The 21,252-nt window shown below is 60.4% G+C and carries 16 protein-coding genes and 1 tRNA gene; 8 read left to right on the top strand and 9 right to left on the bottom strand.

What is annotated here, in order from left to right; translation table 11 throughout:
• Nucleotides 1-210: 210 nt before the first annotated feature.
• The 3 genes from LKD23_RS10790 to LKD23_RS10780 form a co-directional block, all read right to left on the bottom strand.
• Nucleotides 211-906 carry a tRNA1(Val) (adenine(37)-N6)-methyltransferase gene (locus LKD23_RS10790; RefSeq protein ID WP_227621646.1) on the bottom strand — a complete coding sequence of 232 codons (696 nt, stop codon included), beginning with the start codon at nucleotides 904-906 and terminating at the stop codon, nucleotides 211-213.
• Nucleotides 907-1,040: 134 nt separating this feature from the next.
• Nucleotides 1,041-1,211 (bottom strand): 4Fe-4S ferredoxin, encoded by a 171-nt coding sequence (gene fdxA / locus LKD23_RS10785; protein WP_158389067.1) that lies wholly within the window; start codon nucleotides 1,209-1,211, stop codon nucleotides 1,041-1,043.
• Nucleotides 1,212-1,501: 290 nt separating this feature from the next.
• The gene (locus tag LKD23_RS10780; protein WP_227621645.1) at nucleotides 1,502-2,443 is read right to left on the bottom strand and encodes a PSP1 domain-containing protein; all 942 of its coding nucleotides are present in this window, start codon (nucleotides 2,441-2,443) and stop codon (nucleotides 1,502-1,504) included.
• 383 nt (nucleotides 2,444-2,826) lie between these two features.
• On the opposite strand from LKD23_RS10780, the gene LKD23_RS10775 reads away from it, so the two are divergent.
• The 5 genes from LKD23_RS10775 (at nucleotide 2,827) to LKD23_RS10755 (ending at nucleotide 12,651) form a co-directional block, all read left to right on the top strand.
• Nucleotides 2,827-6,753: an efflux RND transporter permease subunit gene (locus tag LKD23_RS10775; RefSeq protein ID WP_227621644.1), complete on the top strand. Its 3,927-nt coding sequence runs from the start codon at nucleotides 2,827-2,829 to the stop codon at nucleotides 6,751-6,753.
• 434 nt (nucleotides 6,754-7,187) lie between these two features.
• On the top strand, nucleotides 7,188-8,261 hold the full coding sequence (locus LKD23_RS10770; RefSeq protein ID WP_227621643.1) for an aldose epimerase family protein: 1,074 nt from the start codon (nucleotides 7,188-7,190) through the stop codon (nucleotides 8,259-8,261).
• Nucleotides 8,262-8,512: 251 nt separating this feature from the next.
• Nucleotides 8,513-9,538 carry a UDP-glucose 4-epimerase GalE gene (gene galE, locus LKD23_RS10765; RefSeq protein WP_227621642.1) on the top strand — a complete coding sequence of 342 codons (1,026 nt, stop codon included), beginning with the start codon at nucleotides 8,513-8,515 and terminating at the stop codon, nucleotides 9,536-9,538.
• 212 nt (nucleotides 9,539-9,750) lie between these two features.
• Complete coding sequence (gene feoB / locus LKD23_RS10760) at nucleotides 9,751-12,090, top strand: ferrous iron transport protein B (protein WP_227621641.1); 2,340 nt, start codon at nucleotides 9,751-9,753, stop codon at nucleotides 12,088-12,090.
• 123 nt (nucleotides 12,091-12,213) lie between these two features.
• The gene (locus LKD23_RS10755) at nucleotides 12,214-12,651 is read left to right on the top strand and encodes a MarR family winged helix-turn-helix transcriptional regulator (RefSeq protein WP_227621640.1); all 438 of its coding nucleotides are present in this window, start codon (nucleotides 12,214-12,216) and stop codon (nucleotides 12,649-12,651) included.
• A gap of 101 nt (nucleotides 12,652-12,752) precedes the next feature.
• On the opposite strand, the gene LKD23_RS10750 is transcribed toward LKD23_RS10755, so the two are convergent.
• Together LKD23_RS10750 and tig are read right to left on the bottom strand one after the other, a co-directional pair.
• On the bottom strand, nucleotides 12,753-13,574 hold the full coding sequence (locus tag LKD23_RS10750) for a DUF4097 family beta strand repeat-containing protein (protein WP_227621639.1): 822 nt from the start codon (nucleotides 13,572-13,574) through the stop codon (nucleotides 12,753-12,755).
• A 202-nt stretch (nucleotides 13,575-13,776) separates the two neighbouring features.
• A complete protein-coding gene (gene tig / locus LKD23_RS10745) occupies nucleotides 13,777-15,072 on the bottom strand; it encodes a trigger factor (RefSeq protein WP_227621638.1) in 1,296 nt (431 codons plus the stop codon).
• A 197-nt stretch (nucleotides 15,073-15,269) separates the two neighbouring features.
• Between tig and sdaAB the strand changes: the two genes are divergently transcribed.
• The 3 genes from sdaAB (at nucleotide 15,270) to LKD23_RS10730 (ending at nucleotide 17,038) form a co-directional block, all read left to right on the top strand.
• Nucleotides 15,270-15,953 carry an L-serine ammonia-lyase, iron-sulfur-dependent subunit beta gene (sdaAB, locus tag LKD23_RS10740; RefSeq protein ID WP_227621637.1) on the top strand — a complete coding sequence of 228 codons (684 nt, stop codon included), beginning with the start codon at nucleotides 15,270-15,272 and terminating at the stop codon, nucleotides 15,951-15,953.
• Nucleotides 15,954-15,956: 3 nt separating this feature from the next.
• Nucleotides 15,957-16,832, top strand: a complete 876-nt coding sequence (sdaAA, locus tag LKD23_RS10735) for an L-serine ammonia-lyase, iron-sulfur-dependent, subunit alpha (protein WP_227621636.1) — start codon at nucleotides 15,957-15,959, stop codon at nucleotides 16,830-16,832.
• A 129-nt stretch (nucleotides 16,833-16,961) separates the two neighbouring features.
• Nucleotides 16,962-17,038, top strand: a tRNA-Arg gene (locus tag LKD23_RS10730).
• 150 nt (nucleotides 17,039-17,188) lie between these two features.
• On the opposite strand, the gene LKD23_RS10725 is transcribed toward LKD23_RS10730, so the two are convergent.
• From LKD23_RS10725 to LKD23_RS10710, 4 genes are all read right to left on the bottom strand, one after another.
• Entirely contained in the window at nucleotides 17,189-18,577 is a 1,389-nt protein-coding gene (locus LKD23_RS10725; RefSeq protein ID WP_227621635.1) for a site-specific integrase, read from the bottom strand.
• A 15-nt stretch (nucleotides 18,578-18,592) separates the two neighbouring features.
• Entirely contained in the window at nucleotides 18,593-18,886 is a 294-nt protein-coding gene (locus LKD23_RS10720; RefSeq protein ID WP_097777000.1) for a helix-turn-helix domain-containing protein, read from the bottom strand.
• A gap of 24 nt (nucleotides 18,887-18,910) precedes the next feature.
• Entirely contained in the window at nucleotides 18,911-19,888 is a 978-nt protein-coding gene (gene mobV, locus LKD23_RS10715) for a MobV family relaxase (RefSeq protein ID WP_227621634.1), read from the bottom strand.
• Nucleotides 19,889-20,079: 191 nt separating this feature from the next.
• Nucleotides 20,080-21,252, bottom strand: a 1,173-nt coding sequence (locus LKD23_RS10710; RefSeq protein WP_227621633.1) for a DNA primase family protein, incomplete at its 5' end; no start/stop codon positions are given.

Raw genomic sequence — 21,252 nt, 5'->3', positions numbered from 1 at the left:
GTAGGGAGGGGGGAGTCGAAACACCCCTCCCTGCCTCTGGCCCGCGCGGAGCGCAAGCCACTTGACCGAAAGAAAAACATCCCCCGCGCCACCAGCGCGAGAACCATTTCTGGTTCTCTTTTGGCACGCAAAAGAGAACATTAGCCTTAATGCAAAAGCGCTCTGCCCCGCGCCACCAGCGCGCGAACTCACCTGACAGAAAACTCAGCTTTACCGTTTCACCGCTGGCGCAGCGGAACCATACATCGCCGCACCAGCGGTGATGAGCACATCCGGCTCAATGCGCAGCCCGGTGCGGCGGTTCTTCTGGGCCTCCACGAGGAAGAGCCACGGTGCGGCGTCGGGCCGGTTCTTTACGAAAGCCAGCCGCTTCGGCTCGAGACGGTGCGCCCGCAGCACCGCCAGCACCTCGGCCAGCCGCTCGGGCCGGTGGCAGAGCGCAAGCCTGCCGCCGTCCTTCAGCAGACGGAAGCCGCAGGCGCAGACGTCCTCGAGGGTGCAGTCCGTCTCGTGGCGGGCCGTGGCCCGGCCTGCCTTGGCGCTCTGGGGCCCGGCGGCAAAATAGGGCGGGTTGCAGGCGCAGACGTCGAACTGCCCCTCTCCCTCCCGGAAAGAGCGCAGGTCGGCGAGGTGCGGCGTGATGTGGCCGATGCCCTGCTCTGCGACGGCCTGCTGCAAGAGCGCACTGGCCTCGGGCTGCAGCTCGACGGCGGCGCAGGGGCCGCGATGCCCCCGGTCGTGCCACTCGAGGCTGACGATGCCGCAGCCCGAACACAGGTCTGCCGCCGTCTGGCTGCACTTTGGCTCACAGAAGCGGGCCAGCAAAAGCGCATCTGAGCCGAACCGGTGGACGGCAGAGCAGTATACTTCTGTTTTATTATACAAAATCTCGGTGGAATGTTCCATATGCCCGGCTGAAATCCTCCGACAAAATATTCTGTCCCAAAAGATGAAAAATTTATGCAACAAAGAAAAGCAGCAGACCCGTACAACAGGTCTGCTGCTTTTGATGCGTTATTCGCGCGGCTGTCTGCTAAAAATTATTCAGCAGTGATAGCGCCGGTGGGGCAAGCGCCCTCGCAAGCACCGCAATCGATGCAAGCGTCTGCGTTCACGACTGCAACGCCATTCTCAACAGCAACTGCACCAACGGGGCAAGCGCCCTCGCAAGCGCCGCAGCCAACACATGCGTCAGAAACCTTGTGTGCCATAATAGAACTCTCCTTTATCTCCCCGTGCTCAGTATTTATGAAGAAACCTGCCTCTGCACGGCTCTGGCAGACCCCTCGGAAATCATATCCTTGACTGCATTCTAGCAAAGCCGTTTCAAAAAGGCAAGACTAACCGCACCCGCCCAAAAGCAAATCTTTGTTTTTTGTTGGGTTGCACAAAAGCATGGGCTAACTTTTGGAGAAATTTGAAGAGGATATTTGGCGAAAATCACGAAGTGTAGTTAGTTTTAACAGACTAACTTCTCAAAGACTCTGCCAGCACTGCCCTCTTATTTCTTTTCTTTTCGGCCGCAGCCGGGGCAGGACGGCGCGCCGTCGGCGCTGGCCGCAGCCACCACGGGGGCGGGGTCGCGCACGCCGGAATAATCGTCGTCCGGGTCGGGGCGGCGGGGGGCGCGCTTGCCGCCGGAGACATACTCACAGACGCTCACCTTGTAGTACCGGGGCGCGAAAGCCTCGGTGCCGCAGCGCACCCGCAGGTAGCCGGAGATGGGGTTGACCTCCAGCACGGTGCCGAGGCCGTCCGGGGTGCGGACAGTGCTGCCCACCATGGGCATGATGCTGTTCAGGTACTCGTAGGCGTTCTCCTCGTAGGCCAGACAGCACATCAGACGGCCGCAGGCGCCGCTGATCTTGGTGGGGTTGAGGGAGAGGCCCTGCTCCTTCGCCATCTTGATGGAGACGGGCTGGAAATCCTTCAAAAAGCGGCTGCAGCAGAAGGGCTGGCCGCAGATGCCGAGGCCGCCGATCATCTTGCTCTCGTCGCGCACGCCGATCTGGCGCAGCTCGATGCGGGTGTGGAAGATGCCGGCCAGATCCTTGACCAGCTCGCGGAAGTCCACGCGGCCGTCGGCGGTGAAATAGAACATGATCTTGGAGCGGTCGAGGGTGTATTCGGCCTCCACCAGCTTCATTTCCAGCCCATGGCGGGCGATGCACTCCTGACAGGTGCGGTAGGCGCGCTTCTCGTCCTCCCGATTCTGGCGCATCCGGCGGACATCCACGCTGTCGGCCATCCGGGTAATGGGCTTGAGGGCCTTGGGCACGGCGGAGTCGGCGATCTCCTTCACGCCCTGCACCACCTCGCCGCACTCTACGCCCCGGGCCGTCTCGACGATGACGTAATCGCCGGTCTGGATGGGGGTGTCTGCGGGGTCAAAATAATAGGTCTTGCCGTTGTCCTTGAAACGGACGGATATAACTTTTTTCATAGCATTCCTCTTTGGGGTCGTATCTGACACGGATAAGCCCGGAAAAATGGGCTGTCAGCAGTCTGTATTTTCGCTCCACAGCCCGCTTTGGACGGGACTGTGGCTGAAATTGCGATAAAATTCCATTCTGCATTCTAGTATAACATAATCCGGCCCGCATTTCCACGAAATAGAGCAAGAAAACAGCCGGAAATCTTCCCAGCAGCCTCCGGGACGAAGGTAGATTAAGGAAAGTTTTGTTAAAGATTGGCTTTGCCACTATTGCAAGAGGGGCGGCCTCGTGTATAATAGGAATGATAAGAAGAATTCAGGGGACTGCCGTGTCTGCGGCCGGTCCCTTGCCGCGAGGCTGCGGCATAGAAAAGAGAAATGGATAGGAAATCATGGAAAAATTCAGCGTCAAAAAGCCATTCACCATCCTTGTCGCGGTCATTATGGTCCTGCTGCTGGGCTTCGTGTCCATCACGAGCTTGCAGACGAACCTTCTGCCCGACATCAGCACGCCCTACCTCATGGTGGTCACAGTCTACCCGGGCGCCAGCCCCGAGCGCGTGGAGTCGGAAGTCTCCGACGTGATGGAAAACGCGCTGGGCACTGTGTCCGGCGTCGAGAACATCACCGCGACCTCGGCGGAGAACTACAGCCTCCTGCTCATGAAGTTTGCCGAGGGCACCGACATGAACAGTGCGATGGTCAAGACCTCGAATAAGGTGGACCAGACCGCGTCCAGCCTGCCCAGCACCTGCCTGACCCCATCCATCATCGAGTACAGCCTGAACATGAACGCTTTTATGACGGTGGCAGTCAGCCGGGAGGGCAGCGACGTCTACGACCTGTCGGACTTTGTGAATAACACCCTCTCGCCCTATGTGGGCCGTACCAACGGCGTTTCCAGCGTTTCGGCCAACGGCCTCATCGAGAAGATGGTGCAGGTGCAGCTGAATCAGGACAAGATCGACGCGATCAACACCCGCCTGCTGGAACTCATCGACACCCAGCTGGCCGACGCCCGCGCCCAGCTCGATGACGCCGAGGCCCAGATCGCCGCGGGCCGTGCCGAGTACGAACGGCAGCTGAAAAACTTCGGCAACACGGTCTCCGACACCGTCATGGCCCAGATGGGCACCGAGGTGGCCGACGCCGTCACCGTCGTGCGCGATCAGGCGGAGGCCCTGCTCAACAGCGTCAACCAGCTCATCGGCGTGGTCAATGAGCCGGAGATCCAGCAGGCCCTCATCGATGTCCGTGACGGCCTGCAGCGGGTCGTGGACCAGTTCAACCAGACCGGTATGCGGGACATCGACTCCCTCATCGAGATCGTGGGCGAGCTGCGCGACATTACCGATAAGCTTACCGCAGCTCTGCAGGAGCTGCAGGGCCGTCTTGGCACCAGCGACGGCAGCGTCTCCGACCTTGCCGACGAGCTGGAGGTGTCCAGCAGCCTGAGCACCATCTACAATACGCTGGATCAGGTCATCAAGGCCATGGACAATGTGCCCGGTCTGATGAACCAGTTCTCGGTCGCTCTGGGTACCTATTCCAGCCAGCAGCTCAGCGCCTATATGCAGTTCACCGAGGCCCGGGAGAAGCTGAAGGACTATGAGAACCAGCTGGAAGATGCAAAGCGGCTCTACGAGGACACCAAGGAAAAGGCCTTGGCCAGCGCCGATGTGGCAAAGCAGCTGGACATCAAGACCCTCGCCCAGCTCATCTACGCTCAGAACTTCTCGATGCCTGCCGGTTACGTCGCCGACAAGAACGGCCAGTCGTGGCTGCTGAAGGTCGGTGAGGAGTACGACAGCGTCTCGGACATCGAGGGCGCTCTTCTGCTCCACGTCGAGGGCTTCGGCGATGTCCGCCTCTCCGATGTGGCCGATGTGGCCGTCATCGACAACTCTGAGGCCAGCTACACCCGCCTGAACGGCGAGCGGGCCGTGGTGCTGAAAATCTTCCGCAACGCCACCTCCAGCGCCAGCAGCGTCTCGGACGGCTGCCTGAACGCCTTCAAGGAGATGCAGGCCCAGTATCCCGACCTGCACGTCGTCGTCCTGTCCAATCAGGGCAACTACATCACCATCATCGTCAACAGCATCATCAGCAGTATGCTGGTGGGCGCTGCGCTGGCCATCATCGTGCTGGCCATCTTCCTCAAGGACATCAAGCCCACCCTCGTGGTCGGCGTCAGTATCCCGCTGTCCGTCCTGTTCGCCGTCGTGCTGATGTACTTCACCGGCCTCGACATGAACATCATGACGCTGGCGGGCCTGTCGCTGGGCGTCGGTATGCTGGTGGACAACTCGGTGGTCGTCATCGAGAACATCTACCGTCTGCGCAGCCGGGGCGTGCCGGCGGCCCGCGCCGCCGTACAGGGCGCCCGTCAGGTGAGTATGTCGGTGGTGGCTTCCACCCTCACCTCGGTCTGCGTCTTCCTGCCTGTGGTGTTCTCCTCCGGCACGGTGCGCAGCCTGCTGGAACCCATGTCCTTGTGCATCGGCTACTGCCTGATGGCCTCCCTCATCGTGGCCGTCACGGTCGTGCCTGCTGCTGCCTCTACAGTTCTGAAAAAGGCCGAGCCGAAGCGGCTGGTCTGGTTCGAGAAGATCCAGGACAAATATGCCCACAGCCTCGAGTGGTGCTTACAGCACCGCGCCCTGCCGCTGGTGGCGGCGGTCGTGCTGCTGGCCTTCTGCGGCTGGAAGGTCTTCTCCATGGGCGTCGTCCTCCTGCCGGAGATTTCCAGCAATGAGGCCACCATCGCCCTCTCCACCGACGACGATCTGACCAAGGAAGAGTCCTACGGCGTGGCCGGACAGGTCGTGGAGGCCGTCATGGCCGTGGACGGCGTGGAAGAGGTGGGCGTCACCACTGACACCACCGTGGCCGGCATCGACATCGGCCAGCTGGGCCTGCCCAGCGCCATCACCGACCTGCTGAGCGCCGCCAACAGCTACGGCAGCTATCAGTTCAACGTCATGCTGGACGAGTCTCTCTCCTCCACCCAGATCGCCGCCGCGGAGCAGGCCCTGAACGATGCGGTGGCCAGCGTCGAAAAGTGCACCGGCACCGTCGAGATCAGCGGAATGCAGGATCTCACCAGCCAGCTCAGCAGCGGCCTCTCCGTCAAGATCTATGGCCCCGACGCCGAGACAATCACCGCACTGAGCGACAAGGTCGTCCAGATGGTCAACGACACCGAGGGCTTCGCCAACGCGGGCACCGGCCTCGGTCAGGGCGATGCGACCATCAATCTGGACATCGACCGTGACAAGGTCCGCGCCTACGGCCTGACCGTCGCGCAGGTCTATCAGCAGATCGCCGCCAAGCTCACCACCACCACCACGGCGGAGACCCCCGTCACCGTGGACGGCTCCACCATGAAGGTCCAGATCAGTGACAACCTTGACCCTGTGACCAAGGAAAACATGATGGACATCACCTTTACCACCAGCGTGATGGACGCCACCGGCACCACCACCACCGGCACCTGCACGCTGGGCGACATCGCCAGCTGGTCCACCGGCACCGCCCCCGACTCCATCACCAGCGAGAACCAGACCCGCTACATCACGGTGTCTGCCGACACGCTGGACGGCTACAACACCACCGTCCAGTCCCGCGTGCTCCAGAAGAAACTGGACGCCTTCGCCCTCTCCGACGAGATGCCCGAGGGCTGCTCCTTCTCGCTGGGCGGCGAGTCCTCCACCGTCAACCTGATGGTCGAGGAGATGGTGCAGTGGATGGCGCTGGCCCTCCCCTTCGTCTATCTGGTCATGGTGGCGCAGTTCCAGAGCCTGCTGTCCCCCTTCATCGTCCTGTTCACGGTGCCGCTGGCCTTCACCGGCGGCCTGCTGGGTATGCTGCTCACCGGCCAGCAGCTGACCATGATCTCTCTGATGGGCTTCATCGTCCTGATGGGCACCGTCGTCAACAACGGCATCGTCTTCGTAGACTACGCCAACCAGCTGCGTCTGGGCGGCATGGAGCGCCGTGCGGCCCTCGTTGCCACCGGCAAGACCCGTATGCGCCCTATCCTGATGACGACGCTGACGACGGTTCTGGCAATGCTGCAGATGGTGTTCAGCAACGACATGGCGAGCCAGCTCATGAGCGGCATGGCCATCGTCATCATCTGCGGCCTGAGCTATGCCACCCTGATGACCCTGTACATCGTGCCCATCCTCTACGACATCCTCTTCAAGAAGCCGCCGCTGGTGGTCGATGTGGGTGACGACGGGATGGACGACATCCCCGACGATGCCGCCGAGTATATCGCGCAGGCGAATGCTGGCAAGGCACAGACGGAGGCATGACTTCATATCGTTGTGCGAAAGAGACTGCCGTGATGCGGCGGTCTCTTTTTTTTTGTGGTGGGGCGAAAGCCTCTCCCTTTGGGAGAGGTGTCTCCGAAGGGGACGGAGAGGGCAAGCCCGGCACGACAGAGCCGTTATGCTGCGATAAGCTGGCCCTTTGTCAGAGAAAAATGAGTGCAGGGGCTGGTGTCCCCGGATAGCGGCCTTGCCCTCTCAGGCGCTGACGCGCCAGCTCTCCCAAAGGGAGAGCCTTTTTGGGCGGAAACTGTCTGTCGTCCTCGTACAATATGCCCAAAAAATCTCTCGAAAATTTGGAAGTTGAATCTAAAAGCAATCGCACACAAGGTGCGAAAACTGTGCTATAATCATAATTATGGACAAGGCTGGGGCGGAGCTGCCCCGGGCCAGAAAATAACAACAAGGAGGCGAGCCTTATGGCACAGTTTCGCTCCAAGCCTTTCGGTGTGACCAAAAACGGCGATAAGGTGGATGAGTACATCATCTCCAATCCCGGCGGACTTGAGATCAGTGTGCTGAACTACGGCTGTGTGATCAAAAATCTTTTCGTCCCCACCAAGACGGGCCTTGTGGATGTGGTCGTCGGGCACGACACCCTCGCCGACTATGAGGCAGATTTCAACTCGTCCGGCAGCACCTGCTGCGGTGCGTTCGTGGGCCGGTACGCCAACCGCATCGAGAACGCGGAATTTGCCCTCGGCGGCAAGACCTACAAGCTGGAAGCCAACAACGGCAGAAATCACCTGCACGGCACCTTCCCCCGGAAGATCTACGATGTGAAGATGTTCGGCGACACGCTCCTGATGGAGACCGAAAGCCCGGCGGGCGAGGATGGTTTCCCGGGGAATCTGAAGGTCAGCGTGCGGTACATCCTCACCCCGGACAACACTCTGCGGATGGACTACCGTGTCTCCAGCGATGCGGATACCATCATCAACCTGACGAATCACACCTATTTCAACCTCGACGGCGGCGGCAATGTGCTGGGCCAGAAGCTCCGCATCTATGCCTCCAACTACCTCGAGGGCAACAACGAGACCTGCCCCACGGGCCGCATCCTGCCTGTGGCCGGCACGCCGATGGATTTCCGCGCAGGCAAGCCGCTGGGCCGCGACCTCGACACCGGGTTCTATCAGACCACCATGGCGGGCGGCGGCTTCGACCACTGCTATGTCCTTGACCGGCCCCGGGGCGCGAGCCAGAGCCTCTGCGCGTGGGCGTCCAGCGACAAGACCGGCATCAGCATGAAGATGTACACCACCCAGCCGGGCATCCAGCTCTACACCGGCAACTTCCTGCAGAACTGCCCCTCCCCCGGCAAGGGCGGCGTCCCGATGGAAAAATACGGCGGCTTCGCCCTCGAGACCCAGCACTTCCCCTGCAGCCCCTCCCACCCGGAGTTCCCCTCCACGGTGCTGCGGGCGGGCAAGGTCTTCCGCGTCAACACCACCCTCCGCTTCTTCACCGGCCGTCAGTGCGGCCGTCTCTAAGCAAATATCAGCCGCAGCAAAGGGCAGCTCCTTTTATGGAACTGCCTTTTGCTGTTTTTTGCGTCTCCTCTCCATGCATCCCGGGACAAAAATCGTTGCAGTTCATCAGACGAGAGGAAAAGATGCAACAAGAATACATCTTCATAAAAGAGCCGGTACTTGATTCTCGGCGCAAAAAGCGGTATCCTTTAGACAGACGGGACGCAGAGGCCCCGCGCAGAGCAACATTTGTGATAAAAGAGGTATAGGACATGGCTATTTTGGTTTCCGGCGGCGCAGGCTACATCGGCAGCCACACCTGCATCGAGCTTCTGAATGCAGGCTACGATGTCGTTGTGGCGGACAATTACTATAACGCATCCCCCGTGGTCCTCGACCGGGTCAAGCAGATCACCGGCAAGGATTTCCGCTTCTATCAGGCCGACATGACCAAGCACGAGGATGTGGAGAAGATCTTCGCCGAGTGCCCCGACATCACGGCCGTCATCCAGTTCGCAGCCTATAAGGCTGTGGGCGAGAGCGTCTCCAAGCCCATCGAATACTACTACAACAACCTCAACTGCACGCTGGTCATTCTGGACGTGATGCGTCGGCACAACTGCCACAACTTCGTGTTCAGCTCTTCTGCCACCGTCTACGGTGATCCCGCCAGCGTGCCCATCACCGAGGACTTCCCGGTCGGCGCCACCACCAACCCCTACGGCACCACCAAGGCGATGACTGAGCGCATCCTCACCGATGTCTGCAAGGCCGACCCCACCCTGAACGTGGCTCTGCTGCGCTACTTCAACCCCATCGGTGCCCACAAGTCCGGCCTCATCGGCGAGGACCCCAACGGCATCCCCAACAACCTCATGCCCTACATCGCCAAGGTGGCCGTCGGCAAGCTGGAGAAGGTCCATGTCTTCGGCAACGACTACCCCACCCCCGACGGCACCGGCGTCCGCGACTACATCCATGTCGTTGACCTCGCCCGCGGCCATGTCTGCGCCATCAAGAAGCTGGAGACGAACTGCGGCCTCTTCATCTGCAACCTCGGCACTGGCAAGGGCTACAGCGTGCTGGACGTCATCCACGCATTCGAGAAGGCCTGCGGCAAGACCATCCCCTACGTCATCGAGGCCCGCCGCCCCGGCGACATCGCAGAGTGCTACGCCGACCCCACCAAGGCCAAGAACGAGCTGGGCTGGGTGGCCGAGTACGGCATCGAGGAGATGTGCGCCGACAGCTGGAACTGGCAGAAGAAGAACCCTGACGGCTACCACACCGCAAACTGAATAAAAAACGATAAGAGCCTGTACGGCGGGAGCTTCCCGGGTACAGGCTCTTATTTTTTGCACTTTTTCTGATATTCGAGGAAGGCGACATTATTTTTTTCAGAGAGCAGTTCAGAACAGCCCCGTTTCTCTTGACAACGCCGGAAAGTTAGCCTATATTACTATTGTTAATGCAAACTAACAAACAAACGCGCTCGAGAGGAGCATTCCATATGACGTTGAAAGATTTGAACATCGGCGAGACCGCCGTGGTCGGGACCGTGGGCGGCGAAGGCGCTCTGCGGCAGCATTTTCTGGATATGGGGCTGATCCCCGGTGAGAAAGTCACGCTGGTCAAATTTGCCCCGATGGGCGACCCGATGGAGCTGAGCATCCACGGCTATGAGCTGACCCTCCGGCTGGACGATGCCGCCCGCATCGGGGTCACTCTGGCCAAAGCCCCGGCGGCAAAAAAGGCGGAGGCAGAAAGTGAAAAGCCGGTGGAGCACCCGGGCCTCGGCGAAGGCGGACGCTACCACACCAAAAAGGGCGAGAACCCTCTGCCCGACGGCACGACCCTTACCTTTGCACTGGCGGGCAACCAGAACTGCGGCAAGACGACCCTCTTCAACCAGCTCACCGGCTCCAACCAGCACGTCGGCAATTTCCCGGGCGTGACGGTGGACCGCAAGAGCGGTGCGATCCGGAACAACCCGGATACGGAGGTCACAGACCTGCCCGGCATCTACTCCATGTCGCCCTATACCAGCGAGGAGATCGTGACCCGGCAGTTCATCATCGGTGAGAAGCCCACGGGCATCATCAATATCGTGGACGCCACCAATATCGAGCGGAATCTGTATCTCACCATGCAGCTCATGGAGCTGGATACGCCGATGGTGCTGGCGCTGAACATGATGGACGAGATGCGCGGCAACGGTGGCACCGTCCGCATCAATAAGATGGAGGCCATGCTGGGCATCCCGGTCGTGCCCATCTCTGCGGCAAAGAACGAGGGCGTGGACGAGCTGGTGGATCACGCGCTCCACGTCGCAAAGTATCAGGAGCGGCCGGGCCGGATGGATTTCTGCGGCGAGGAGGATCACGGCGGCGCAGTCCACCGCTGCATCCACGGCATCATCCACCTGATCGAGGATCACGCCAAAGCCGCAGGCATCCCGGTGCGCTTTGCGGCCACAAAGCTCGTGGAGGGCGACCAGCGCATCGAAGCGGCCCTGAAGCTCGACCAGAACGAAAAAGAGATGATCGAGCACATCATCGTCCAGATGGAGCAGGAGCGGGGTCTGGACCGCGCCGCCGCCATCGCAGATATGCGGTTCCACTTCATCCACCAGCTGGTGGAGCAGACCGTCGTGAAGCCCCGCCAGAGCAAGGAGCAGCTCCGCTCGGCCCGGATCGACCAGTTCCTCACGGGCCGCTATACCGCTATCCCGACCTTTGTGGGCATCATGGCGCTGGTGTTCTACCTCACCTTCGGCGTCATTGGTCTGGCGCTCCAGAACCTGCTGGAAGCGGGCATTGATGCCTTGACCGTTGCGATGGACTCCACCCTCACGGCGTGGAACGTCAACGCAGCCGTCCACTCGCTGGTCATCGACGGTATCTTCACCGGTGTGGGCAGTGTGTTGAGCTTCCTGCCCATCATCGTGACCCTGTTCTTCTTCCTCTCTCTGCTGGAGGATACCGGATACATGGCCCGCGTGGCATTCGTGATGGATAAGCTTCTCCGGCGCATCGGCCTCTCGGGGCGCAGCATCGTGCCGATGCTCATCGGCTTCGGCTGCACCGTCCCCGGCGTTATGGCCAGCCGCACCCTGCCCTCGGAGCGCGACCGCAAAATGACCATCCTGCTCACCCCCTTTATGAGCTGCTCGGCCAAGCTGCCCATCTACAGCCTGTTCGCGGCGGCCTTCTTCCCGGAGCACGCGGCTCTGGTGATGGTAAGCCTCTATTTCCTCGGCATTGCGGTGGGCATCCTGATGGCCATCCTGCTGAAGGGCACCGTCTTTAAGGGCGAGGCCGTCCCCTTTGTGATGGAGCTGCCCAACTACCGCCTGCCCGGCCTCAAGAATGTGGTCCAGCTGCTCTGGGAAAAGGCCCGTGATTTCCTCCAGCGCGCCTTTACGGTCATCTTTGCGGCGACCATCATCATCTGGTTCCTGCAGAGCTTCGACCTGCGGCTCAGCCTCACCGCTGACCCGCAGCAGAGCATCCTTGCGTGGCTGGCCAGCGGCATCGCACCGCTGTTTGCGCCGCTGGGCTTTGCCGACTGGCGGGTGTCCACGGCTCTTATCACCGGCTTCATGGCCAAGGAGAGCGTCGTTTCGACCCTCACCATCCTCTATGGCTCCTCTGCGGCCTTTGCCGCCGCGCTGTCCCCGGCGGCGGCTGCACCCCTGCTGGTGTTCTGCCTGCTCTATACGCCCTGCATCGCGGCGGTGGCCTCGGTCAAGCGGGAGCTGGGCGGCAAGTGGGCGCTTATCATGGTGGCAAATCAGTGCATCGTAGCATGGCTGGCGGCCTTCGGCACGCGGCTCATCATGATGCTGTAAAGAAAACGGAAACAGGGAGCGGCCTTGCGCGGGCCGCTCCTTTTTTCTTGACATTCCGGCGGCGCTGTGCTATCATCACTTCAAATTTGAATGATACAATTTTGAATCACAAGGAGGTACCCCATGAACACCCCGGGCATCGAATTCGGGCGAAAGACCGCAGCAGCTTACGCTGCCCTCTGCAAACCCCTGTGCCAGAAGCTGCACCTGACCCAGACGGCCTTTGACATCCTGATGTTCCTCGCCAATAACCCCGGCTACCAGACCGCCAGCGACGTGGTGGAGATGCGGAAGCTGAAGGCTAACCTCGTCTCGGTGAACGTAGACCGTCTGGTGCAGGAGGGCTATCTTGTCCGCGAGGCCGACCCTGCTGACCGCCGCCGCACCCTGCTGCGCTGCACCGAAAAGGCACAGCCCATCATTGTGCGGGGCCGCGCTTTGCAGGAGGAGTTCGGCCAGAAGCTGCTCGAGAATACCACCGAGGCCCAGCGGAAAGCCTTCTGCGAGACGATGGACATTATGAACAAAAATCTGGATGCAATTTTGGAGAGAGATACATGAGCATTTTATCCTCGGCGTGGTGGTCATGGGCTTCAACGCCCTTGCCGGGTAAAAAAGAAATGCCTGTGCGGCATCTGCTGCACAGGCATTTTTCAGTCGATTTAACGGACAAATTCCACATCCACGTCGCCGTTCTGGGTGGCGAGGCTCAGCTTCTGGGGGGCGCCGGCATTCTGCTGCAGAGCGTCCTTGCCGCTGAGAAGGAAATTGCGGTCGTTGGAGTCGGAGACCCGGATCCTGCCGCCTCCGGCGGTGAGGTCAAAGCCGTAAGCGCTGCTGTCACCTACCACCGAGCCGGTGATGCTGCCGTTCTGGACCTTGGCGTTGCAGACATTGGCGGAGATGTTCTCCAGTTTGAGGGTGCCGCTGTTCTGGATGGTGGCGGCCACGTTCTGGGAGGTGACGCCGCTCAGGGTGATCTTGCCGTTGCGGGTGGTGCCGCTCAGAGAGGTGCCGTTGAAGTTCGTCACCTCGATGCGGCCATTATCGGTGGTCAGAGCAGCCGTCTGGGCCGAAACGCCGTCCAGCGTGATGTTGTCGTTCGTCGTGCTGACGGTGAGGCTGGCCAGCGTCTGGCGGGGCACCTGAAGCGTCAGGGTGCAGGCGCGGGTGTCGGTGCTCTTGATGGTAAGGGAGGCGTTCGGCTCCCGGGTCTTGGTCACGGTGAGGGTGCTGCCCGCCACCGAGAAGTCGTAGAGCTTGGAGCTTTCGAACGCATAGCTCGAGGTGTAGGTGTAGTCGGCGTGGATGTGGTCGGTGTCTGCGGCCTGCAGCACGACGGCGGCGCTGCTGTCCTGCACCACGATGGTGATGATGCCGGCCGGTGCGTCATAGCCGACGCTGTAGGTGGACACAGCTGCAGCGCCGCAGAGCAGCGCTGCCGCTGTGGCGGCTGTCAAAAGAGCGAGAAGAAACTTTTTCATAAGGAAAACCTCCTGTCGCAAAGAGAAGACCGGATGAGGGGGATCGCCCCGCAAAATTTTTATGTTATCTGCCCGGGACCCGGCTGTGCCCGGACAAACTTTTTCACCTTAAAAATACCGCAGCTTGGGGAAAAAGTCAAGAGCCAAAAAATGAACAACAAAAAACGCCTGCACGGCGGTGCAGGCGCAAAGGGCAGAAAAATTATTTTTCCTCAATGGTGGAGTGCTCGATGACATAATCGGCAGCGCGGCGGATGCCCTCGTTGCGGCGCATGGCCTCCACGTTGGTAGCAGCCTTGATCTCCTCGAGGGTCTTTTTGGTGCGCTCGGCACGCTCGGAGAGGGTCTTGTCGATCTCCTCCTCGGTGGGCAGGAGGCCCTCGCTCTGGGCCACCTGCAGCAGGGCCATCCGGGCGCGGGTGTTCTTCTCGGCCACGGCGCGGACGGCGGCAGTGAAGCTCTCGCGGGTCTGGTGAACCTGACTGAGATAACGGTCGAGGCTCAGGCGCTGCATCTGCAGCTGCTGCTGGAACCGCTCCATCTCCTGCTGGTAGGCCGTCTCCACGAGGACGCTGGGCAGCTCGCCCTCAGCGGCGGAGGCCAGCTGGGTGAGGATGGCGTCCTTGGCGCGGTTGAGGGCGCTGGCGTGCTTGCCGTCGTGGAGCTGCTGACGGATCTGGGCGCGGAACTCGTCCATCGTGTCCACATTGCCGGCCTTCTTGGCAAAATCGCTGTTCAGGGCGGGCAGCTGACGGACGCAGACGTCGTGCAGCTTGATCTTAAAGACCACGGGCTTGCCGGCGAGGTCGCTGACGTGGTAGCGTGCCGGGAAGGTGACGAAGATGTCGAACTCTTCGCCGCCCTTGTGGCCGAGGATGCCCTCCTCGAAGCCGGGGATCATCCGGCCGCTGCCCAGCTGCAGAGTCTGGTTCTGGGCGGTGCCGCCGTTGAACGGCTTGCCCTCCAGCAGGCCCTCGTAGTCGATGTGGACGATGTTGCCCTTGACGGCAGGACCCTTGTGGGGCACCAGCTCGGCAGAGACGGCACGGCGGCGCTCCAGCACAGCGTCGATCTCCTTGTCGGTGACTTCCGGAGTGACGCACTCGGCCTTGAAGCCGGTGGTCTGGGTCAGCTTCAGCTCGGGCTGCAGGGCGGTGGTGGCGGTGGCCACGAAGCCCTCATCCTTCTTCACGCTGACCAGATCGTACACCGGCTCGTCCACTGCGTGGAAGCCGTGTTCTGCCATCGCTGCGTCGTACAGCGCCGGGACGTCCTTGTCCATCAGGTCGTTGATGGCGTCATACCAGAAGGTGTGCTCGCCGCGGTCGGCCTCGATCTGGGCGCGGTCAGCCTCACCCTTGGCAAAGCCCTTGATGGTGTACGTTGCGCGGGTGCGCTCATACACGGCGTTGGACGCAGCTTCCAGCTCCTCAGCCGAAGCGCTGAAAGTCATTTTGCAGACACTCTTTTCGGGAGTTTCCACGCTTACCAGTTTCATAGGTTCTACCCTCCGTGCTGCCCCCTGAAAGGGCAAATTCAAAGCATTATGAAGTTATTATAGCACAACAAGCTCAAAAGCGGTATAATAAAAAGAAAGAAAATCTGTTCTTTTGTCAGCTGAGGCAGCCCGGGGCGGGTCTGCGGGGCAGAAAACAAGGCCCAAAACGCTGCAAAACGGAAGGAAGTGTACATCTCATGCGTCTATTCGACGTTCTCGGGCCGGTGATGATCGGCCCCTCCTCCAGCCATACGGCGGGCGCGGCCCGCATCGGCTACACGGCCCAGAAGCTGCTGGGCGACATCCCCGCAGAGGCGGACATCGGGCTTTATGGCAGTTTTGCCACCACGGGCCGGGGCCACGGCACCGACCGCGCACTGGTAGCGGGCCTGTTGGGCCTCCGCCCGGACGACCCCCGCCTGCCGGACAGCTTTGCACTGGCCGAGGAGGCCGGGATGAAGTTCACCATCCATCCGGTGGAGCTGCGCGCCGCCCACCCTAATACAGCAGTCCTTACCTTAAAGAGCAGGACGGGCCGCACCCTCACCCTGAAGGCGGCCTCCGTGGGCGGCGGGCGCATCCGCGTCACCGAGATCGACGGCGTGCCCGCCGACTTTGGCGGCGACAGCAACACCCTCATCATCCACAACGAGGACACCCCCGGATGCATCGCCGAAGTCACCATGTCGCTGGCCCAGCGGCGCATCAACATCGCGTCCATGCAGGTGTTCCGCGCCGCGACGGGCGGCTACGCCGTCATGGTGCTGGAGTGTGACTCCCATATCCCCCATGTGCTGGAACAGCAGATGGCCGTGATGCCGGGCATCCGCAAGGTCACCTGCCTGAACATCGACGAGCCGGAAGAATCTGAGGAGGGCTGAGACGTGTCGTTTTTATCCTGTGAAGAGATGCTGGCTGCAGCCAGCAGCCAGAAGATCTCCCTGTCGGAGGCCATCCTGCGCAGCGACCTGGCCGAAAGCCGCCTCACTGAGGCCCACAGCCGGGAGACGATGCACCATCTGTGGCAGGTGATGCAGGCCACCAGCCGGGACTATGACCCCGCCCAGCGCAGCCGCAGCGGCCTTTCGGGCGGCGACGCGGCCAAGGTGGAGCAGGCGCACCAAGAGGGCAGGAGCTTCGGCGGCGATTACCTCGCCGCTGTGACGGCGGAGGCCCTCAAGACCGCCGAGTGCAACGCCTGCATGAAGCGGATCGTCGCGGCTCCCACGGCGGGCAGCTGCGGCGTTCTGCCCGCCGTCCTGCTGCCGCTGGCCCGCAGCGGCGAGGCGGACGAGGAAGCCATCTGCGACGCCCTCTATGTAGCCGCCGGCTTTGGGCAGGTCATCGCAGCCCGCGCCACGCTGGCGGGCGCGGAGGGCGGCTGTCAGGCCGAGGTGGGCGCTGCCAGCGCGATGGCCGCTGCCGCGCTCTGCCACCTCAAGGGCGGTGCGCCCGAGCAGTGCGCCGCCGCTGCCGCAATGGCACTGGGCAACCTGCTGGGCCTCGTCTGCGACCCCGTGGCCGGCCTCGTGGAGGTGCCCTGCATCAAGCGGAATGTAGTCGGTGCAGTGAATGCCGTTTCCTGTGCCAATATGGCCCTCGCCGGGGTGGACTACGCCATCCCCTGCGACGAGGTCATCGACGCGATGGGCCGCGTGGGCAGCCTGCTTTCCCCCGACCTCCGGGAGACGGGTCAGGGCGGTCTTGCCGCCACGCCTACCGGCGTCCGCATCGCCCAGACCCTCGCAGAGCAGGGCTGATGCAGGGAAGATAAAAGAAAAGTAGATGAAAAGACGCCCTTTTTCGAGAAAACCAAAAATATTTCCGAAAAAGTGTTGACAAAACCCCGGTTCGGTGATAAAATACATCATGTTCCGAACGGAACGTATGCGTTGGTAGCTCAGCTGGATAGAGTGACTGACTACGAATCAGTAGGCCGGGGGTTCGAGTCCCTTCCATCGCACCAGAAAATGCCGTGAAATCGAAAGATTTCATGGCTTTTTTGTTTTGTAAGCCATGGGTGCACGGTTTCTGCACGGTTTTTGCACGGTCGGTGTTATCCATATCCGATGATGTAGGGCGCTGTATTGCATTGCGATCAGTGCCCTTTTTTGCATCAGGTGAGCAGTGCCAGGCGGAGTTTTGCCTTCATATCCGGGTCGGCATCCTTGAGCAATTCCAAAAGAGCCGTCATGGAGATGGTGGGTTCGCCTGCGGCGGGTACAGCCTGCGGGCTGGGGGTGTCGGGCTTGGCATAGAAGCCGCTTTCAAACTTCTTGCCCAGCTCCACACGGGAAGACTGCTGGATATGGGCGTAGGTGTTCACCAGCATATCCGCACTGGCGTGTCCTGTGGTCCCCTGCACCGCCTTGATGTCGCCGCCGGAGATCATCAACTGGTAGGTGGCACTGGAATGCCGCAGCCCATGAAAGACGATGCGCGGGAACTCCGGGTGTGCATCCTGCCATTTCAGGAACTTCTTGCGGATGAGCACCGGCTCCACCGCCAGACTGTTGGACAGCCGCAGCAGCATCCCGCTGTTGCGGTATCGCTCCGGGTCGAGGGCTTCTTCCCTTTTCAGCCGTTCCAGCCACTGCTTCAGCTCCTCCCGCAGGGCGGCGGTCATAAAGATGGTGCGGCAGGAGGCTTCAGTCTTGGTGTCTTTCAGGATGAGGGAGGTCTTGCTGCCCTCCAGCTTGTCCGGGAAGATGCGGAGGATGCAGCCCTTGTCCACCTGTGCTAGCGTGTCCTTCTGCACCCGCTGCATGGAACGGTTGACGGTGAAGGTGCCCATGCCGTTGGCGGCATCAAAGTCGATGTCCTCCGGGGTCAGACCTGCCACCTCCCCTTCCCGCAGCGCACCCACCAGCGTCAGGTGCACCGCCAGATGCAGGATGGGGTCCTCCATGCTGTCCAGTGCCGCCCGCATCTCCTCCACTTCCCAGATGCTGCGCTCTTGGGTGGTCTTTTTGGGCGCTTCCACCGGGACGGGGCTTTTAATAAGGATGCCCCACTCCACCGCCAGCAGAAAGGAATTGTGCAGAAGCTGGTGGACCTCATGGAGGGTAGTGCCGGAGAGGGTGCGCTTTTGCTGCTTGGGCGAGAGGTCTCGCCGCTTGCCGCCCACATACTGTCCGCAAGGGGTCTTGCTCAGGGTGTCGTACAGGGCTTCGATGTGGTAAGGCCGCAGCTTTTGCATCTGCATCTCCCCGATATAGGGGATGATGAGGTTCTGGATGAGGGCCAGATTGGACTGGTAAGTCTTGGGTGCCCACTTGTGCTTGCTGCACTGCTTGGGCAGCCAGTCCATCAGGAACTCTGCCACCGTCACGGTGGACGGGATCAGGAAATTACCGGTCGCCAGCTCGTGTTCGATCTGTTTCTGGCGTTTCACCGCCTCCTCTTTGGTGGGAAAGCTCTCCCATTTGTCGCAGCTCTTGCCGTGCTCGTCCTGATAGGTGTAGCGGACACTGTAAGAGCTGCCGCGTTTCGTGATATATGCCATAGATTTGCCTCCTTATCAAGCTGCCCGGTAGAGCCATGCATCGAAACTGTCCTTCGGGATGCGGATGCTTCCGCCTGCCCGCAGGACACGGAATTCGGTGGTGCTGTTGCACAGGTTGTAGGCGGCACGCTGGCTGATGGCCAGCATCTGTGCGACCTCCTTCACCGTGTACACCAGCTTTGTGGTCTCAGGGCTGTTGGTCGGAGACTTGACGGCATTGGTTCGAGTGACCACCTCCATTGTAGCCGGATCCGAGTCCGACTGCAAGGACTTTTTCGTATAATCCAAGGATTTCACATTCTCGTACATTTTATTACACATAGGCATTGCTCCTTACTTATCATGGCGCATCGCAGGCTCCTGCGTGCTGCGGTTTTCATAAAATCGAATGACCTCCGGCGGGATGCTGTCCAGCGTTTTCAGGGCGGCCTCATAGTCCTGCCGCAGCTTGGCATCCTCCAGACGCTTCAAGACGCTCCCTTCCTTCGCTTTATCCAGCGAGGCAGAGAGCGTCTTGTTCTTCTCTTTCAGCTTTTCGTTTTCGGCGGCGGTCTTGGTGAAGGCCACGTTGTACTTTCGCAGCTGGTCCTTCATCCGTGCCACGTTGGGAATATAGCTGTCCAGCACCTTGCTGATCTCCGCCGCACGGCTCTTACCGTTGAAGGGATTGATGCCCACCAGCAGGGCATCCAGTTGCTCCTTCTGCTTGGTCAGTTGGGTCATCTCCTTGAAGATGCGGGGCGGGATATGCTCTCGCCCGGTCTGGCTGGCGCTTTCGCCCCGTTCCAGCTCCGGGTACTGCTTGACCATGTGCTGCCAGAACTCGTCCTGCCACCTCACAAGATTCTTGCGGTTGCCAATGATCTCTTTCGCGCTCAGCCGTCCGTCAGCAGTCAGGGGCACGAAGCAGAGGTGCAGGTGGGGCGTTTTCTCGTCCATGTGGACAACAGCAGAGAGAAAGGTATCCGGGCGCTGCCTGCCCTCCAAAAATTTCAGGGCGTACGCAAAGTACGCTCTGATCTCCCGGTTGGTCTTATCCTTGAAAAACTCCGGGCTGGCGGTGACGAGAGCTTCTACCACCCGCACGCTGTCCTTGCGGACACGGCAGTGGGCGGCAGCTATCATGCGGTCAGCTTCTTCCCGGTACCTGCCCTGCGGCTGCACCAGATGGAGGTTGTAGCGGCTCCGGCTCGTGTCGATATCCGGGTTGCTGGCGTACTGCTCCTTGGTGCGCTCGTTGTGGGCTTCAATGGGGCTGATGGCAGGCCCCTTGTACTTTTTGAACCTTAAAATGCCATATTGGGCTTTCATAGATCACGCTCCTTCTTGGGGTGTACAAAAAATCTGTACGGACTTCAAATAACCTGTACGGTCTGTACGACGTACAGAAATCTGAAATATAAACGATGACGCGTTTTAATTTGCTTCGATTCGCCGTACGGATGCGTACAAGTACAGACCGTACAGGTTGTACGAACTTCTTCCGTGAAAAATTCACTTTTTTACGGGCAGGGGTGGACAAGCGGTTCGATGCCTACAAAACCCCGCACCCTGCGGCCACCGGGCAGGTAGATGTTGTTGGTGGCCTCAAGGTTATAGCGGCGGTCATTCTGGCGCAGCTCTGCGCTGAAACGGATGGCCGATACGCTGTGGCAGGCGTTGTCCTCGCACCACTGTTTATAAATGTCGTAGAACTCCTTGGAGCTGATGGAATAGTCCGCCTTGAAGCGGAAGTAGCCCTCGGATTCCATGAAGTCGATGACATTGTTGCTGCTGCGCTTGATGGTGTCCACGTTGGCGGCGGCTTTGGGGCTGACCGTGAAGCGGAAGCTGTTCTGCACCAACCGGTGCAGCCCTTCCAGACACCAGAGCAGGATGCCTTCCAACTCGGCGCACATCTTCTCCACAAGGAAGGGGTCGTCCGTGCGGTCAGCAGGCTTGTCCTTGGTGGTCAGGATGAGCTGACGGCGAAAGAAGCCGTCCGAATGGTCGTACAGCGAGGTCAGCGCACCGTTGCCGAAACAGAGGAACCGGGCGTAAATGTCCCGCTGGTAACTCTGGACACCTTTGCGCTCCAAGTCCAATTTGGCTTCGGCAGTCACGATGGTCTTGATATAATTCGTCTTGGGCAGGGCGTTCATATCCATATCATCGTCGATCATCAGCAGTCGGCGTTCCAGATCGGCGCGGGCAAAGCGGTTGTTCTCCACTTTCTGGACGCTGCCATTGCTGGCGGCATCTCCCATGAGTCGCTTGAGCACCAGCCCAATGCGGGATTTGCCCTCGCCGCCCTTGCCGACAATGAGCATCATCTTCTGTCCCTTGGTGCTGGGGATGAGGCAGTAGCCCAGATATTCCTGTAAGGTAGGGATGTCGGCTTCGTCCAGCAGCTCGTGCAGGAAAGCGAGCCAGCGTTCCGGGCTGGCTGCTTTGGGGTCGTACTTTACAGGCAGACGGTTCTGACAGAACAGACGACTCTCTTGAAAAGAGCCGTCCGGCAGATGGTACACGCCGTTCTGGAGGTGGATGCAGTCCTGTTCGATGGGGAACGGGTCGGAAAAAGCCAGCAGCTTGATGGTCTCCAGAATGTTGGTGACTTTTTTGGACAGGCCGGAGGTGACATATTCCTCGATGTTCTCCAAGATGCGCTGCTTGATCTCGCTTTCGTCCTCCAC

The sequence above is a fragment of the Faecalibacterium butyricigenerans genome (assembly GCF_020687345.1).
GTDB classification, from domain to species: domain Bacteria; phylum Bacillota; class Clostridia; order Oscillospirales; family Ruminococcaceae; genus Faecalibacterium; species Faecalibacterium butyricigenerans.
The sequence above is the reverse complement of the archived record's forward strand: the minus strand, read 5'-3'. Positions and strand labels throughout refer to the sequence as shown.

Coding starts and splice junctions, on each gene's coding strand:
- LKD23_RS10750 (WP_227621639.1), bottom strand. CDS start 13,574: ATGAAAAAGTTTCTTCTCGCTCTTTTGACAGCCGCCACAGCGGCAGCG.
- fdxA (WP_158389067.1), bottom strand. CDS start 1,211: ATGGCACACAAGGTTTCTGACGCATGTGTTGGCTGCGGCGCTTGCGAG.
- galE (WP_227621642.1), top strand. CDS start 8,513: ATGGCTATTTTGGTTTCCGGCGGCGCAGGCTACATCGGCAGCCACACC.
- LKD23_RS10790 (WP_227621646.1), bottom strand. CDS start 906: ATGGAACATTCCACCGAGATTTTGTATAATAAAACAGAAGTATACTGC.
- tig (WP_227621638.1), bottom strand. CDS start 15,072: ATGAAACTGGTAAGCGTGGAAACTCCCGAAAAGAGTGTCTGCAAAATG.
- LKD23_RS10770 (WP_227621643.1), top strand. CDS start 7,188: ATGGCACAGTTTCGCTCCAAGCCTTTCGGTGTGACCAAAAACGGCGAT.
- sdaAB (WP_227621637.1), top strand. CDS start 15,270: ATGCGTCTATTCGACGTTCTCGGGCCGGTGATGATCGGCCCCTCCTCC.
- LKD23_RS10775 (WP_227621644.1), top strand. CDS start 2,827: ATGGAAAAATTCAGCGTCAAAAAGCCATTCACCATCCTTGTCGCGGTC.
- LKD23_RS10780 (WP_227621645.1), bottom strand. CDS start 2,443: ATGAAAAAAGTTATATCCGTCCGTTTCAAGGACAACGGCAAGACCTAT.
- feoB (WP_227621641.1), top strand. CDS start 9,751: ATGACGTTGAAAGATTTGAACATCGGCGAGACCGCCGTGGTCGGGACC.
- LKD23_RS10725 (WP_227621635.1), bottom strand. CDS start 18,577: ATGGCATATATCACGAAACGCGGCAGCTCTTACAGTGTCCGCTACACC.
- mobV (WP_227621634.1), bottom strand. CDS start 19,888: ATGAAAGCCCAATATGGCATTTTAAGGTTCAAAAAGTACAAGGGGCCT.
- LKD23_RS10720 (WP_097777000.1), bottom strand. CDS start 18,886: ATGTACGAGAATGTGAAATCCTTGGATTATACGAAAAAGTCCTTGCAG.
- LKD23_RS10755 (WP_227621640.1), top strand. CDS start 12,214: ATGAACACCCCGGGCATCGAATTCGGGCGAAAGACCGCAGCAGCTTAC.